This window comes from Variovorax boronicumulans NBRC 103145 (assembly GCF_001591345.1).
Taxonomy (GTDB): Bacteria; Pseudomonadota; Gammaproteobacteria; order Burkholderiales; family Burkholderiaceae_C; genus Variovorax; species Variovorax boronicumulans.
The window spans coordinates 1-13,531 of record NZ_BCUS01000146.1 but is presented as its reverse complement, the minus strand read 5'-3'; the positions used below and the strand labels follow the sequence as shown (position 1 = coordinate 13,531).

The following is a 13,531-nucleotide window of genomic DNA, read 5'->3' as shown; positions in this document are numbered from 1 at the left end:
CGAGGCCCAGGTGCCGGCGCCGTCCGCGGCCACGGCGCCCGCGGCCTCGTCCTCCGCCCCCTGACCGAAGGTTTCGATGGTTTCCAGTTCGCCCGAGGCCTCGGGACCCGGCCAGTCCGCCTCGCCCTCTTCATCCACCCCCAACGCTCCCGCGGTGCCCGGCCTGTGGCGGCGCATGGCCTGCTGGCTCTATGAGGGCATGCTGCTGTTCGCGGTCGTTTTCGTGTCCGGCTGGCTGTTCAGCACGCTGGGCCAGATGCGCGACGCCATGGACGAACGGCGGCACCTGCTGCAGGCCTTCCTCTTCGTGGTGTTCGGCGTCTACTTCGTCTGGTTCTGGGCCAAAGGCCAGACGCTGGCCATGAAGACCTGGAACATTCGCATCGTCGACCGCAACGGCCGCCCCGTCAGCCAGGGCCGCGCACTCGCGCGCTACCTGCTGAGCTGGGTGTGGTTCCTGCCGCCGCTGGCCGCCATCGCCCCATTCAAGCTGTCGGGCGGCGAATCGACCGTCCTGATCTTCGGCTGGGTCGCCATCTGGGCGCTGCTGGCCCGTTTTCACCCCGAGCGCCAGTTCTGGCACGACGCCTGGGCCGGTACGCGGCTCATCACCTCCAAGCCGATGAGCCGCCAATGAGTGCCCTGCCCGACCCCGCCGTGAATCCGCAGAAGGCCCGCAAGGGCTTCGAGCGCGTCTGGCATGCCACCCTGATCTCGCTGCACGGCCTGCGCGCCGGCTGGAGCGAGCCGGCGTTCCGCCAGGAAGCCATCCTGTCGATGCTGATGATCCCGGCCGCCTTCTGGCTCGGGCGCAGTTGGGTCGAGGTGGCGCTGCTCGCCGGCAGCGCCATCCTGGTGATGATCGTGGAGCTGCTCAACACGGCGGTGGAAGCCGCCATCGACCGCATCGGCCCCGAATGGCACGACCTCTCCAAGCGCGCGAAGGACATGGGCAGCGCCGCCGTCCTGCTGTCGCTCACGCTGTGCGGCGGCATCTGGGCCGCGGCCCTGTGGCAACGCTTCGTGTCATGAGCGGGTCCGCCGCCTGCGGCATGATCGCAGGATGACCCCTGAATTTTCGATTTGCGTGTATTGCGGCTCGCGCCCCGGCGAGCGCCCCGAGTTTTCCCAGGCCGCCCAGGCCGTGGGCCAGTGGATCGGCAGCCACAACGGCCAGCTCGTCTACGGCGGCGGCCGCACCGGCCTGATGGGCACGGTGGCCGAGGCCACGCGCCAGGCCGGCGGCCGCGTCGTCGGCATCATTCCCAAGGCCCTGGTCGACAAGGAACTGGCCAACCCCCTGTGCGACGAGCTGCACGTCGTCGACACCATGCACGAGCGCAAGGCCATGATGGGCGAGCGCGCCGACGCCTTCCTCGCGATGGCGGGCGGCATCGGCACCTTCGAAGAACTGTTCGAGATCTGGACCTGGCGCCAGCTCGGCTACCACGACAAGCCGACCGGCATCCTCAACACCGCCGGCTACTACGACGGCCTGCTGAGCTTCCTGGCGCACAGCGTGCGCGAGGGCTTCATGGGTGAATGGCAGATGGACCTGGTGCACACCGGCACCGACGTGCCCGAACTGCTGACCGCACTGCGCGCCGAAGTCCCCCTGCACCCCCGCGACGACAAGCTGTCAGAGAACCTCTGACCGGAACGGGCCCCCGCCTCATTCCAGCGAACACCGCGGAACCGGCTTTGCCGGGCCGCTGGTGTTGCCCCCGGTAGGGGGTTGGCGAAGCGACACGAAGTGCGCGAAGCCTGGGGGCGAGCTCTAAACTGCGTTTTCGTTTTCTTCGCCGGTGCGGATGCGCACGATGCGCTCCACCTCGGTCACGAAGATCTTGCCGTCGCCGATCTTGCCGGTGCGCGCCGAGCTCACGATGGCCTCGATGCAGCGCTCCACGTCGCTCTCGTTGACGACCACTTCGACCTTCATCTTGGGCAGGAAGTCGACCACGTACTCCGCGCCGCGGTACAGCTCGGTGTGGCCCTTCTGGCGGCCGAAGCCCTTGACCTCGGTCACCGTGAGGCCGGTGACACCCACTTCGGCGAGGGCTTCGCGCACGTCCTCGAGCTTGAAGGGTTTGACGATGGCGGTGATCTGCTTCATGGTTTTTGTGCTCCGGCGGTTTCGTTGAACTTGCTGGTGATAGGGTAACGCCAATCCTTGCCGAAGCTTCGGTGGGTGACCCGGATGCCTACGGGCGCCTGGCGCCGCTTGTATTCGTTGATCCTGATGAGCCGCGCAACCCGCTCGACCACCGCGCGGTCGTAGCCCGCGGCAATGATCTCGTCGATGCCTTCATCGTCCTGCATGTAGCGTGCCAGGATGCCGTCCAGCACGTCGTAGGGCGGCAGGCTGTCCTGGTCGGTCTGGTCGGGGCGCAGCTCGGCGCTCGGGGGCCGCGTGATGATGCGCTCGGGAATCGGCGCCGCCCCGGTGCCGTAGGGGTCGTGGGCATTGCGCCAGCGCGCCAGCGCGAACACCGTGGTCTTGAGCAGGTCCTTGATGACCGCGAAGCCGCCCGCCATGTCGCCGTAGAGCGTGCAGTAGCCGGTGGCCATCTCGCTCTTGTTGCCGGTGGTCAGCACGATGGCCCCGAACTTGTTCGACAGCCCCATGAGCAGCGTGCCGCGGATGCGGGCCTGGATGTTCTCCTCGGCCGTGTCTTCCGGCCGGCCCGCGAACTCCCCGGCCAGCGCGGCCTTGAAGGACTCGAAGGTGTGCTTGATCGAAATTTCGTCGTAGCGCACGCCCAGCCGGCCGGCCATGTCGCGCGCGTCGATCCAGCTGATGTCGGCCGTGTAGGGCGACGGCATCATCACCGCGCGGACCTTGTCCTTGCCCAGCGCGTCGACCGCGATCGCGAGCACCAGCGCCGAGTCGATGCCGCCCGACAGCCCCAGGATCGCGCCCGGAAAACCGTTCTTGCCGACGTAGTCGCGCACACCGAGCACCAGCGCGTCCCACAGCTGCGCCTCGGCGTCGCGCGGCGCGGCGATGGCCGACGGATCGGCCACGACGGCGACGCCGCCCTGCGCCCCGCGCGCGAGCTCCATGAAGACCAGCCGCTCGCGAAAGCTCTCGGCCTGCGCGGCCAGCGCGCCGTCGGCCTGCAGCGCGAACGAGGCGCCGTCGAACACGACCTCATCCTGCCCGCCGACCAGGTGCGCGTAGACCAGCGGCAGCCCCACGGCACGCGCGCGGTCGGCCATGCGCGCCACGCGCTCGCCTTCCTTGCCGACGTGGTACGGCGAGGCGTTGATCACCGCCAGCACCTCGGCGCCGCCGGCGCGCGCCAGCTCGGCCGGCGCATCGAACCAGGCGTCCTCGCAGATCAGCAGGCCCACCGACACGCCGCCCGCCTCGAACACGCAGGTGCCCTGCCCCGGCGTGAAGTAGCGGCGCTCGTCGAACACCTGGTAGTTCGGCAGTTCGCGCTTGGCGTAGGTCTCGAGGATGCGGCCTTCCTTGAGGACGCTGGCCGCGTTGTGGCGCAGCTGCACAGCCACGGATCGGCTGCGCAGGCTGCCGCCGCTGGGATGCCCCACCACCACGACCATGTCTTTGAGATCGGCCAGCGCGGCGGCGATGCCTTTCACGGCATCATCACAGGCTTCGGTGAAGGCGGGACGGAGGAACAGGTCCTCCGCCGCATAGCCGGCAATCGAGAGTTCGGGTGTCAGCAGAAGGCGCGCGCCTTGCGCGTAGGCCTCGCGTGCGGCGCCGACGATCTTCTGCGCATTGCCGACGAGGTCGCCCACCACAAAATTGAGTTGCGCGATGGCGAGCTTGAGCGTCATACAGAAGGAAGAAAAAGGCTTGAACGATTATGTCATTCGGGTTCTGGCGTCGCCGTCGGACATCGACCCGCAAGCCTGGAACGCCCTGCTCGCCGCGCAGCCCGAGCCCTCGCCCTTCATGCGCCACGAATACCTCGCGGCGATGCACGACAGCGGCAGCGCCTCGCCCGAGCGCGGATGGACGCCGCAGTTCGTCACGCTGTGGCGCGGCGAGGTGCTCGAAGCCGCGTGCGCGCTCTACCTCAAGGACCATTCCTACGGCGAGTACGTCTTCGACTGGGCCTGGGCCAACGCCTACGAGCAGCACGGGCTGGCCTACTACCCGAAGGCCGTGGTGGCGGTGCCCTTCACCCCCGTGCCCGGCGCCCGGCTGCTGGCCCGCGACGCGCAAAGCCGCACGCTGCTGGTGCAGGCGCTGGTGGCGGTCTGCAAGGAACAGGAACTTTCGTCTTTGCATCTGCTGTTCGGCGCCGACGCCGACATCGCCGCGTGCACCGAAGCCGGGCTCATGCGGCGCCATACGGTGCAGTTCCACTGGACGAACGTGGCCCCCACGCTCGGCACTGACGTGTCCTCGCTGCCCCCCGAGGGGGCGCGTTTCGCCTTGGGGCGGCCCAGCGGCGAAACCGAACCCGGCTACACCAACTTCGACGCCTTCCTCGCAAGCCTCTCGCACGACAAGCGCAAGAAGATCCGCCAGGAGCGCCGCAAGGTCGCCGAGGCCGGCGTCAGCTTCCGCTGGTCGAGCGGCACCGACATTGCCGCCGCCGACTGGGATTTCTTCTACCGCTGCTACGAGCGCACCTACCGCGAGCACGGCAACCCGCCCTACCTCACGCGCGATTTCTTCCAGCGCATGGCCGACACGCTGCCCGAGGCGTGGCTGCTGTTCGTGGCGGAGCGCGACGGGCGCCCCGTCGCGACCAGCCTGATCGCACTCTCTACCGACGAGGCCCAGCCGCTGGTGGCCTACGGCCGCTACTGGGGCGCGCTGGAGCGCGTCGACTGCCTGCACTTCGAGGCCTGCTACTACCAGCCCATCGCCTGGTGCATCGCGCACGGCGCGGTGCGCTTCGAAGGCGGCGCGCAGGGCGAGCACAAGATGGCCCGCGCGCTGATGCCGGTGCGCACCACCAGCGCCCACTGGCTCGCGCACCCGTCGTTCGCCGATGCCGTCGAGCGCTTCCTCGAGCGCGAAGGCGCGGGCATCGAGAACTACATGGACCACCTCGGCGAACGCAGCCCGTTCAAGGCGACCTGAGCGGCGCGGGAGCGCCGGGGGCTGCTATAAAGCCGCCCGGCACTCAAACAACCACACACAACACACAGGGAGCACCGATGCCATTCGTCGGACTGGGACTGCACATCCTCATCGCGCTGTACTTCGCCGTGCATGCCATGCGCCACGGCAAGCAGATGTACTGGCTCATCATCCTCTTCAGCTTTCCGCTGCTCGGCAGCATCGTGTACTTCGTGGTCGAGTACCTGCCGGCCTCGCGCATGCAGCGCACCGCGGGCAAGGTGGCGAACGCGGCCATCGGCTTCATCGACCCCGAGCGCGAGTACCGCGCCGCCGCCGAGGCTTACGACCTCGCGCCCACGGCGCAGAACAAACTGCGCCTGGCCAAGGCTGCGCTGGACCGCGGCCAGGCGGCCGACGCCGTCGGGCACTACCGCGACGCACTGAAAGGCCCCTTCGCCTCCGACCCCGAACTGCAGTTTGGCCTGGCCAGCGCGCTGGTCGCCGAAGGCAGCCCGGCCTCGGCCCGCGAAGCCTCGCAGGCGCTGCAGAGCCTGCGTGCCACGCGCGACGACTACCGCAAGGACGAGGTCGCCGTGCTCAACGCCCGCGCGCTGGCCGCCGAGGGCCGCACGCCGGAAGCGCGCGAAGCCTTCGAGGCGGCGCTGAGCACCTACAACACGGTGGAAACGCGCGCCCGCTACATCGCGTGGCTGGCGCAGCAAGGCGACACCGCCGGTGCGCAGCGCCATTGGAACGAGCTGCAGCAGGCGGCGCGCCACTGGAACGCGCATGCGCGAGGCGTCAACCGCGAGTGGATGCGGCTGGCCGGGGATGCGGTCCGGGGCTGACGGCCCGGAGCATCCAGGCCGTTTCTTTCAAGCGAAAGAAATTACTTCTTGTACGCGGCGATACCGTCAAGAACTTCCTTCTTGGCGGCATCGATGCCTTCCCAGCCCAGCACCTTGACCCACTTGCCGGCTTCCAGGTCCTTGTAGTGCTCGAAGAAGTGGCTGATGGCCTTCAGGCGCATCGGATTCACGTCGTCGACCGACTTCCAGTGGCTGTAGATCGGCAGCACCTTGTCGGTGGGCACGGCCAGCACCTTGCCGTCGACGCCGGCTTCGTCTTCCATCATCAGGATGCCCAGGGGGCGGCAGGGCACGACCACGCCCGGCAGCAGCGGGTACGGGGCGATCACCAGCACGTCGACCGGGTCGCCGTCGCCCGACAGGGTCTGCGGCACGTAGCCGTAGTTGGCCGGGTAGTACATGGCCGTCGTCATGAAGCGGTCCACGAAGATCGCGCCCGATTCCTTGTCGACTTCGTACTTGATCGGGTCGGCGTTCATCGGGATTTCGATCACGACATTGAAGGCGTCGGGGACGTTCTTGCCGGGGGAGACTTTGTCGAAGGACATGACGTTTTTCGAGTAGTTGAAAAGTATGAGACGGATGGGGACAAACCCGGAGTTTACTTTCCGTGTCACGGGCCGGTCGCACGCGTGTGTGTTTTTGCCTGTAAATTGCAAGCGTTGGCCAATCGGCTCCGCACCTTCGGTGCAGCGAGCTTCGAGGAAGCAACGCGGCGGAGAACATGGTCCCGTACGCGTTGCGCGCAGGGCCCAGGCTGTCCGTCTCCACAAGTCACAACGAACGAATGGAGAAGCAAAGCATGAGCGGCAACACCCCCCTGATTCTTGCCATCGTCTGCGGCCTAGTGGCCGTAGGCTACGGTTTCTGGGCCCGAAGTTGGATTCTCGCCAAGGACCCGGGCAACGCCCGGATGCAGGAAATCGCCGCGGCCATCCAGGCCGGCGCCTCGGCCTACCTCGCCAAGCAGTACACCACCATCGCGGTGGTGGGCGTGGTGCTCGCGGTGCTCATCGCCCTCTTCCTCGACCTGACCACGGCCGCCGGCTTCGTAGTCGGCGCGGTGCTCTCGGGCGCCTGCGGCTTCATCGGCATGAACGTGTCGGTGCGCGCCAATGTGCGCACCGCGCAGGCCGCCACCCAGGGCATCGGCCCGGCGCTCGACGTGGCGTTTCGCGGCGGCGCCATCACCGGCATGCTGGTGGTGGGCCTGGGCCTGCTGGGCGTGACGGGCTTCTACTGGTTCCTTGCCGGCAGCGCGCCGAAGGCGGACCACAGCCTTGCAGCCATCCTCAATCCGCTGATCGGCTTTGCCTTCGGCTCCTCGCTGATCTCGATCTTCGCGCGCCTGGGCGGCGGCATCTTCACCAAGGGCGCTGACGTCGGCGCCGACCTGGTGGGCAAGGTCGAGGCCGGCATTCCGGAAGACGACCCGCGCAACCCGGCGGTGATCGCCGACAACGTGGGCGACAACGTCGGCGACTGCGCCGGCATGGCGGCCGACCTGTTCGAGACCTACGCGGTGACGCTCATCGCCACCATGGTGCTGGGTGCACTGATGGTCACGGCAGCGCCGCTGGACGCGGTGCTGTACCCGCTCGCGCTGGGCGGCGTGTCGATCATCGCGTCGATCATCGGCTGCTTCTTCGTGAAGGCCTCGCCGGGCATGGTCAACGTGATGCCGGCGCTCTACAAGGGCCTGGCGGTGGCGGGCATCCTGTCGCTGATCGCGTTCTGGTTCGTCACGAGCTGGATCATTCCGGACAACGCCATTGCCGCCAGCGGCAGCCAGCTGAAGCTGTTCGGCGCCTGCTTCGTGGGCCTGGCGCTCACGGCCGCGCTGGTGTGGGTCACCGAGTACTACACCGGCACGCAGTACAAGCCCGTGCAGCACATCGCGCAGGCCTCGACCACCGGCCACGGCACCAACATCATCGCGGGCCTGGGCGTGTCGATGCGCTCGACGGCCTGGCCGGTGATCTTCGTGTGCATCGCGATCCTGGCCTCCTACGCCCTCGCGGGCCTGTACGGCATCGCGGTGGCCGCGACGTCGATGCTGAGCATGGCCGGCATCGTGGTGGCGCTGGACGCCTACGGTCCCATCACCGACAACGCCGGCGGCATCGCCGAGATGAGCGAGCTGCCCGCCAGCGTGCGCGACATCACCGACCCGCTGGACGCGGTGGGCAACACCACCAAGGCCGTGACCAAGGGCTACGCCATCGGCTCGGCCGGCTTGGCCTCGCTGGTGCTCTTTGCCGACTACACCCACAAGCTGGAGAGCTTCGGGCTGAACATCAGCTTCAACCTGAGCGACCCGATGGTGATCGTGGGCCTGTTCATCGGCGGCCTGATCCCCTACCTCTTCGGCGCGATGGCCATGGAGGCCGTGGGCCGCGCGGCCGGTGCGGTGGTGGAGGAAGTTCGCCGCCAGTTCCGCGAGATCCCCGGCATCATGGAAGGCACCGGCAAGCCCGAGTACGGCAAGGCCGTGGGCATGCTGACCGGCGCGGCCATCAAGGAAATGATGATCCCGTCGCTGCTGCCAGTGGTGGTGCCGATCCTGGTCGGCCTGGTACTGGGACCGAAGGCGCTGGGCGGCCTGCTGATGGGCACCATCGTCACCGGCCTGTTCGTCGCCATCAGCATGTGCACGGGCGGCGGTGCGTGGGACAACGCCAAGAAGTACATCGAAGACGGCCACCACGGCGGCAAGGGCTCCGAGGCGCACAAGGCCGCCGTCACCGGCGACACCGTGGGCGACCCCTACAAGGACACGGCCGGCCCCGCGGTGAACCCGCTGATCAAGATCATCAACATCGTGGCGCTGCTGATCGTGCCGCTGGTGGTCAAGTTCCACGCCGGCGATGCGGCAGCGGCCGTGCCGACCAAGGTCGAGACGCCGCCTGCAGCCACCGCTCCCGCTGCGATGGCACCAGCGGCCACGCCGGCCGCCACCCTTGCCTCGGCGGCCGTGGGGGCCACCGAAGCCGCGGCGGTCAAGGTCGAGAACGGCATCGTGAAGTTCTACTTCGCGAGCGCCAGCGCCGAGGTCGCGCCCAACGCCAAGGAGGCGCTGTCCGATGTCATCAAGGCCGTGCAGAGCGGCAGCACCGTGCTGGTGAGCGGCTACCACGACGCCAGCGGCGACCCGGCCAAGAACGCCGAGCTGGCCAAGCAGCGCGCCATGGCCGTGCGCGACGCCATCAAGTCGGCGGGCGCGCCCGAGGACAAGATCGAACTCGCCAAGCCCGAGCAGTCGCAGGCCGACGGCCCGGCCTCGGAAGCGCGCCGCGTCGAAGTGAAAGTGAAGTCCTGACATGCCCACGCCCGCCCGGCTCGAAGCCTTCATTGCCGCCGTCGAAGGCGGCGCGCATGCCCAGGTCATCGAAGACTTCTACACCGAAGACGCCACCATGCGCGAGAACCAGGCCGAGCCCCGGCGCGGGCGCAGCACGCTGGTCGCGCAGGAAAGCGCCGTGCTCGCACGCACCGAGTCGGTGGCGTCGACCTGCGTGCGGCCGGTGCTGGTGAACGGCGACCACGTCGGCATTCACTGGATCTTCGAGTTCACGTTCAAGGGCGGCGGCCGCATGCGCATGGAAGAGATCGCCTGGCAGCGCTGGGACGGCGAGCGCATCGCCGAAGAGCAGTTCTTCTACGACCCGGCGCAGCGCAAGCCGGGCTGAGGATGCCCCGCCCGGACCGCGCGATCCGGGCTGGTTTTATGCAACATTTTCGATGTAACATTGAAACTGTCACATGAACGCATCCACCGCCACACCCGACTCCACGGCCCCACAGGACCTCTCCATCGAGGCCCTGGCGGCGCGCACGGGCGTCACGGTGCGCAACATCCGCGCCTACACCACGGGCGGCCTGCTGCCGCCACCGCGGCTGCAGGGCCGGCTCGGCCTGTACGGCCCCGACCACGTCCAACGCCTGGCGCTGATCCGCGAACTGCGCGAACAGGGCTTCGGCATCGAGGCGATCCGCCGCATCTTCACGCGCGCGCCGGCTTCCACCTGGCCCGACCTGCTGGCCGTGGCCCGCTCGGTGTCGGGCAGCTTGTTCGCCGAAGAAACGCCCGTGGTGGTGTCGGCCCAGGCGCTGGCCACCAAGTGGCAGGGCCAGATGACGCCCGCCCTGCTCGGCCGCGCCACCCGCGCCGGCCTCATGCGCGAACTGCCCGACGGCCAGGTGCAGGTGCTGAGCCCGGCGCTCGGCCAGGTCGCCGAACAGCTGGCCGCGCTCGGCCTGCCGCTCGAAGCGGTGATCGGCATGCAGGAAACCATGGTCCGCACGCTGCGCACCGTGGCGCGGCGCTGGCTGCGCACGCTGGCCGACAGCCTGCTCTCCGGCGACACCCTCGATGCCAGCCGCGCCGCGCAGCTGCTCGAGAAAGCACGGCCGCTGGCCACCGGGGCGGTGCAGGCCGCCTTTCCCGTGATCCTGCAGCAGGAGCTCGACGCCCTGCTGCACAAGACCGCCTGATGCCGATGACACGACCTCGCCTCGCCCTTCTTCCGTCCCTGCTGCTGTTGCCGGCCTTCATCGGCGGCGCGGCTTTCGCGCAGCAGCAGGCCCGCGGCGACACCACCAACACGCTGGCGCTGAGCTTCGACGCCGCGCGCCAGCGCATGGTCGAGCGCTCCGACAAGCTGGCCGCCGCGCGCATCGCCGTCGAGGCCAAGGAGTTGCAGAGCGAAGGCGTGAAGCGCCTGGGCGGTCCGGTGGTCAGCATCTCGGGGCTGGCCTACGCGTACAACGCGAACCTGAACCTCGACCTCGACCCGCTCAACCAGAAGCTCGGCCAGATCGGCTCGTCGCTGCCGCCGTCGATCCAGAGCTTCGTCTCGCGCGTGCCGATTCCGCAGCTGCCCAACAGCTACACGCTGAACCGCCACGACACCGGTGCCAACGCCTCGGTGTCGGCCGTGTGGCCGCTCTACCTGGGCGGCGCGACCGACGCGGTGCGCGGCTTCGTCTCGGCGCAGGCGCGCGAAGCCCAGGCCGACGCCGAACAGGCCGGCCACGAGGTCGACACGCTGCTGGTGCAGCGCTACTTCGGCGCCCAGCTCGCGCAGCGCGCCGCCACGCTGCGCCTGCAGGCCGAGCGCACCATTGCCCAGCACGACGCGGCGGCGCAGAAGATGCTCGCCGCCGGCGTCATTTCCCGCGTCGAGCGGCTGCAGGCCAGCGCCGCGTACGAAGAAGCGCGCCGCAACGCCCGCAAGGCCGAGAACGACGCCGCGCTCGCGGGCGTGGCCCTGGCGCGCACGGTGCGCGCCGAGGGCAGCGTCACGCCGCAGACGCCGCTGTTTCTCATCAGCGCGCCGATCGAACCGCTCGGCCACTTCATCGATGCGGCGCTCACGCGGCATCCGGGCCTGGGCAAGGTCGCGGCCAAGAAGGCGCAGGCCGAGCAGTTGCACGAAGGCGAAGAGGCCCTGCGCCGCCCGCAGGTGATCGCCTTCGGCACGCGCGAGATCAAGAGCGGCAACGCCGACTGGGTGGCCGGCCTGGGCGTGCGCTGGACGCTGTACGACTCGGTCGACCGCAACGCGCTGTCGGCCGCCTCGCACAAACAGGTCGAACAGGCCGAACGCACCGACCTGCAGGCGCGCAGCGACATCTCGCTGCTGGTCGAACGCAACTGGCGCGCGCTGGACAACGCACGCCGCCAGTACCTCGAGATGAAGGTCTCGGTGGAGCTCGCACAAGAGGTGGTCAAGCTGCGCACCGCCGGGCTGCGCGAAGGCACCAGTACTACGCTCGACCTGATCGATGCCGAGACCAACCAGGCCAAGGTGCTGACCGAACGCGCGCAGGCCGCCAACGACTACGTGCAGGCGCTCGCGCAGCTGCTCGAGAGCGCGGGCCTGTCCGAGACTTTTTCCGACTACATCGCGCGCGCCGACGTGAAGGTGAACTGACCATGATGAGTGCCAAGACCCGCCGACTGATCGCCATCGCCGCCGCACTGCTCGTGCTGGTGCTGCTCGTCTGGGGCTTCTGGCGCGCCGCGCAGCCGGCGCCCGAGGTGTTCCAGGGCCAGATGGAAGCGCGCGAGACCGACGTGGCCGGCAAGGTCACCGCCCGCATCGCCGAAGTGGCCGTGAAGGAAGGCGACCGCATCCAGGCCGGCGCCCTGCTGGTGCGCATGGACAGCCCCGAGGTGCGCGCCAAGCTGGCGCAGGCCACCGCCGCCGAACAGGCCGCGCAGGCCGTGGCCGACAAGGCGCAGAACGGTGCCCGCCCGCAGGAGATCGAAATGGCGCGCATGCAGTGGCAGCGCGCCGAAACCGCCGCGCAGCTCGCGCAGACGTCGTTTCGCCGTGTCGACGGCCTGGCGCGCGACGGCCTCGTGGCCGACCAGAAGCGTGACGAAGCCGAAGCCAACTGGAAGGCCTCGCGCGACGCCGCCGTGGCGGCCAAGGCGCAGTACGACATGGCGCGCACCGGCGCCCGCCCCGAGGACAAGGCCGCTGCCAACGCACAGGCGCGGCAGGTGGCCGGCGTGGTCGCCGAGGTGGAAGCCGCCAAGGCCGAGACCGAGCTGCGCAGCCCGGTCGGCGGCGAAGTGGCCAAGGTGCTCGCCAAGGTCGGCGAGCTCTCGCCGCAGGGCGTGGCCGTGGTCACGGTGGTCGACCTGAACGACCAGTGGGTGGTGCTCAACGTGCGCGAAGACCGGCTGGCCCGCTTCGCGCTCGACAAGGAATTCGACGCCCGCCTGCCCGCCCTGCCCGAAGACCGGCACACCGCCCGCTTCAAGGTCTACTACAGCGGCGTGCTGCCCGACTTCGCCACCTGGCGCGCCACGCGCGGCGGCGCCGGCTTCGACGTGCGCACCTTCGAGGTCCGCGCCCGGCCGCTCAAGCCGATCGAAGGCGCGCGCCCCGGCATGAGCGTTCTGGTCGACTGAGGCCGCACCCGCCATGAGCCTGCGCGGCTTTTCCACCGCCAGCGCCCGGCGCGAATTCGCGCTGCTGCGCACGCGTCCGTGGGACCTGGCCATGATCTCGTGGGTGCCGCTGCTCGCGGTGTTCCTGATCTGGTGGATCTTCTCGGCCGGCCTGCCCGAGCGCCTGCCGATCGGCGTGCTCGACCAGGACCACTCCGCCCTCTCGCGCCAGCTGGTGCGCTTCCTGGACGCCACGCCGGGCCTGCGCGTGGCGCAGCAGTACGCCGACGAAGGCGAGATGCAGCGCGCACTCACCAGCGGCGCCGTCGATGCGGCGGTGCAGCTGCCGCGCGAGCTGAGCCGCGACGTCAAGCAGGGCCGCGTCGGGCAGGTCGTGCTGCTGCACAACGCGCAGCTGGGCACGCATTCGAGCCTGATCCAGCGCGACGTGCGCACCGCCGTCGCCACGGTGTCGGCAGGCGTCGAGCTCGCGGTGCGCAACAAGCGCGGCGAGTCGATGAAGGCCGCACGCGTGAGCATGGACCCGGTCAAGGCCAGCATGGTGGCGCTGTTCAACACCTCGACCGACTACGAGCAGTTTCTCGGTGCCGCGCTCATTCCGGCGCTGCTGCACATCCTCGCGATGACGGCCGGCGCCTGGGCCGTGGGCCGCGAGCTGCGCGACCGCAGCCTGGGCGGCTGGCT

At 69.2% G+C, this 13,531-nt stretch carries 14 protein-coding genes; 11 read left to right on the top strand and 3 right to left on the bottom strand.

The window, feature by feature from the left end; translation table 11 throughout:
• Nucleotides 1-76 precede the first annotated feature (76 nt).
• Genes VBO01S_RS27810 through VBO01S_RS27800 form a run of 3 tightly spaced genes read left to right on the top strand, consistent with a single transcriptional unit; the run spans nt 77 to nt 1,654 of the window.
• Nucleotides 77-637, top strand: a complete 561-nt coding sequence (locus tag VBO01S_RS27810) for an RDD family protein (protein ID WP_062481437.1) — start codon at nt 77-79, stop codon at nt 635-637.
• Nucleotides 634-1,032, top strand: coding sequence for a diacylglycerol kinase (locus tag VBO01S_RS27805; protein ID WP_062481435.1), 399 nt, complete (start codon nt 634-636; stop codon nt 1,030-1,032). Before VBO01S_RS27810 ends, VBO01S_RS27805 begins: the two co-directional genes overlap by 4 nt.
• A 31-nt stretch (nt 1,033-1,063) precedes the next feature.
• Nucleotides 1,064-1,654, top strand: coding sequence for an LOG family protein (locus VBO01S_RS27800; protein WP_062481434.1), 591 nt, complete (start codon nt 1,064-1,066; stop codon nt 1,652-1,654).
• A gap of 123 nt (nt 1,655-1,777) precedes the next feature.
• Here the strand turns inward: VBO01S_RS27800 and VBO01S_RS27795 are convergent, their stop codons facing one another.
• Nucleotides 1,778-2,116 (bottom strand): P-II family nitrogen regulator, encoded by a 339-nt coding sequence (locus tag VBO01S_RS27795; RefSeq protein ID WP_056580191.1) that lies wholly within the window; start codon nt 2,114-2,116, stop codon nt 1,778-1,780.
• Nucleotides 2,113-3,810, bottom strand: coding sequence for an NAD+ synthase (locus VBO01S_RS27790; RefSeq protein WP_062481432.1), 1,698 nt, complete (start codon nt 3,808-3,810; stop codon nt 2,113-2,115). Before VBO01S_RS27790 ends, VBO01S_RS27795 begins: the two co-directional genes overlap by 4 nt.
• A 19-nt stretch (nt 3,811-3,829) precedes the next feature.
• Here VBO01S_RS27790 and VBO01S_RS27785 point away from each other — a divergent pair, with 19 nt between their 5' ends.
• On the top strand, nt 3,830-5,071 hold the full coding sequence (locus VBO01S_RS27785; RefSeq protein ID WP_062481430.1) for a GNAT family N-acetyltransferase: 1,242 nt from the start codon (nt 3,830-3,832) through the stop codon (nt 5,069-5,071).
• A 77-nt stretch (nt 5,072-5,148) separates the two neighbouring features.
• Nucleotides 5,149-5,901, top strand: coding sequence for a hypothetical protein (locus VBO01S_RS27780; protein ID WP_062481428.1), 753 nt, complete (start codon nt 5,149-5,151; stop codon nt 5,899-5,901).
• A 41-nt stretch (nt 5,902-5,942) separates the two neighbouring features.
• Here the strand turns inward: VBO01S_RS27780 and ppa are convergent, their stop codons facing one another.
• A complete protein-coding gene (ppa, locus tag VBO01S_RS27775; protein WP_007834256.1) occupies nt 5,943-6,470 on the bottom strand; it encodes an inorganic diphosphatase in 528 nt (175 codons plus the stop codon).
• Between the two features lie 254 nt (nt 6,471-6,724).
• On the opposite strand from ppa, the gene VBO01S_RS27770 reads away from it, so the two are divergent.
• The 6 genes from VBO01S_RS27770 to VBO01S_RS27745 form a co-directional block, all read left to right on the top strand.
• The gene (locus tag VBO01S_RS27770; protein ID WP_157627475.1) at nt 6,725-9,241 is read left to right on the top strand and encodes a sodium-translocating pyrophosphatase; all 2,517 of its coding nucleotides are present in this window, start codon (nt 6,725-6,727) and stop codon (nt 9,239-9,241) included.
• A 1-nt stretch (nt 9,242) separates the two neighbouring features.
• Nucleotides 9,243-9,611: a nuclear transport factor 2 family protein gene (locus VBO01S_RS27765; RefSeq protein ID WP_062481424.1), complete on the top strand. Its 369-nt coding sequence runs from the start codon at nt 9,243-9,245 to the stop codon at nt 9,609-9,611.
• A 73-nt stretch (nt 9,612-9,684) separates the two neighbouring features.
• Nucleotides 9,685-10,416: a MerR family transcriptional regulator gene (locus VBO01S_RS27760; RefSeq protein WP_062481422.1), complete on the top strand. Its 732-nt coding sequence runs from the start codon at nt 9,685-9,687 to the stop codon at nt 10,414-10,416.
• A 5-nt stretch (nt 10,417-10,421) separates the two neighbouring features.
• Nucleotides 10,422-11,858 (top strand): TolC family protein, encoded by a 1,437-nt coding sequence (locus tag VBO01S_RS27755; protein ID WP_157627474.1) that lies wholly within the window; start codon nt 10,422-10,424, stop codon nt 11,856-11,858.
• Between the two features lie 2 nt (nt 11,859-11,860).
• Nucleotides 11,861-12,847 (top strand): HlyD family secretion protein, encoded by a 987-nt coding sequence (locus VBO01S_RS27750; RefSeq protein ID WP_062481418.1) that lies wholly within the window; start codon nt 11,861-11,863, stop codon nt 12,845-12,847.
• 13 nt (nt 12,848-12,860) lie between these two features.
• A partial coding sequence (locus VBO01S_RS27745) for an ABC transporter permease (RefSeq protein WP_157627473.1) occupies nt 12,861-13,531 on the top strand: 671 nt, incomplete at its 3' end.

Excerpts from the sequence above, each read along its gene's own strand:
- VBO01S_RS27810 (WP_062481437.1), top strand. The coding sequence starts at position 77 with ATGGTTTCCAGTTCGCCCGAGGCCTCGGGACCCGGCCAGTCCGCCTCG.
- VBO01S_RS27805 (WP_062481435.1), top strand. The coding sequence starts at position 634 with ATGAGTGCCCTGCCCGACCCCGCCGTGAATCCGCAGAAGGCCCGCAAG.
- VBO01S_RS27800 (WP_062481434.1), top strand. The coding sequence starts at position 1,064 with ATGACCCCTGAATTTTCGATTTGCGTGTATTGCGGCTCGCGCCCCGGC.
- VBO01S_RS27795 (WP_056580191.1), bottom strand. The coding sequence starts at position 2,116 with ATGAAGCAGATCACCGCCATCGTCAAACCCTTCAAGCTCGAGGACGTG.
- VBO01S_RS27790 (WP_062481432.1), bottom strand. The coding sequence starts at position 3,810 with ATGACGCTCAAGCTCGCCATCGCGCAACTCAATTTTGTGGTGGGCGAC.
- VBO01S_RS27780 (WP_062481428.1), top strand. The coding sequence starts at position 5,149 with ATGCCATTCGTCGGACTGGGACTGCACATCCTCATCGCGCTGTACTTC.
- ppa (WP_007834256.1), bottom strand. The coding sequence starts at position 6,470 with ATGTCCTTCGACAAAGTCTCCCCCGGCAAGAACGTCCCCGACGCCTTC.
- VBO01S_RS27770 (WP_157627475.1), top strand. The coding sequence starts at position 6,725 with ATGAGCGGCAACACCCCCCTGATTCTTGCCATCGTCTGCGGCCTAGTG.
- VBO01S_RS27765 (WP_062481424.1), top strand. The coding sequence starts at position 9,243 with ATGCCCACGCCCGCCCGGCTCGAAGCCTTCATTGCCGCCGTCGAAGGC.
- VBO01S_RS27760 (WP_062481422.1), top strand. The coding sequence starts at position 9,685 with ATGAACGCATCCACCGCCACACCCGACTCCACGGCCCCACAGGACCTC.
- VBO01S_RS27755 (WP_157627474.1), top strand. The coding sequence starts at position 10,422 with ATGACACGACCTCGCCTCGCCCTTCTTCCGTCCCTGCTGCTGTTGCCG.
- VBO01S_RS27750 (WP_062481418.1), top strand. The coding sequence starts at position 11,861 with ATGATGAGTGCCAAGACCCGCCGACTGATCGCCATCGCCGCCGCACTG.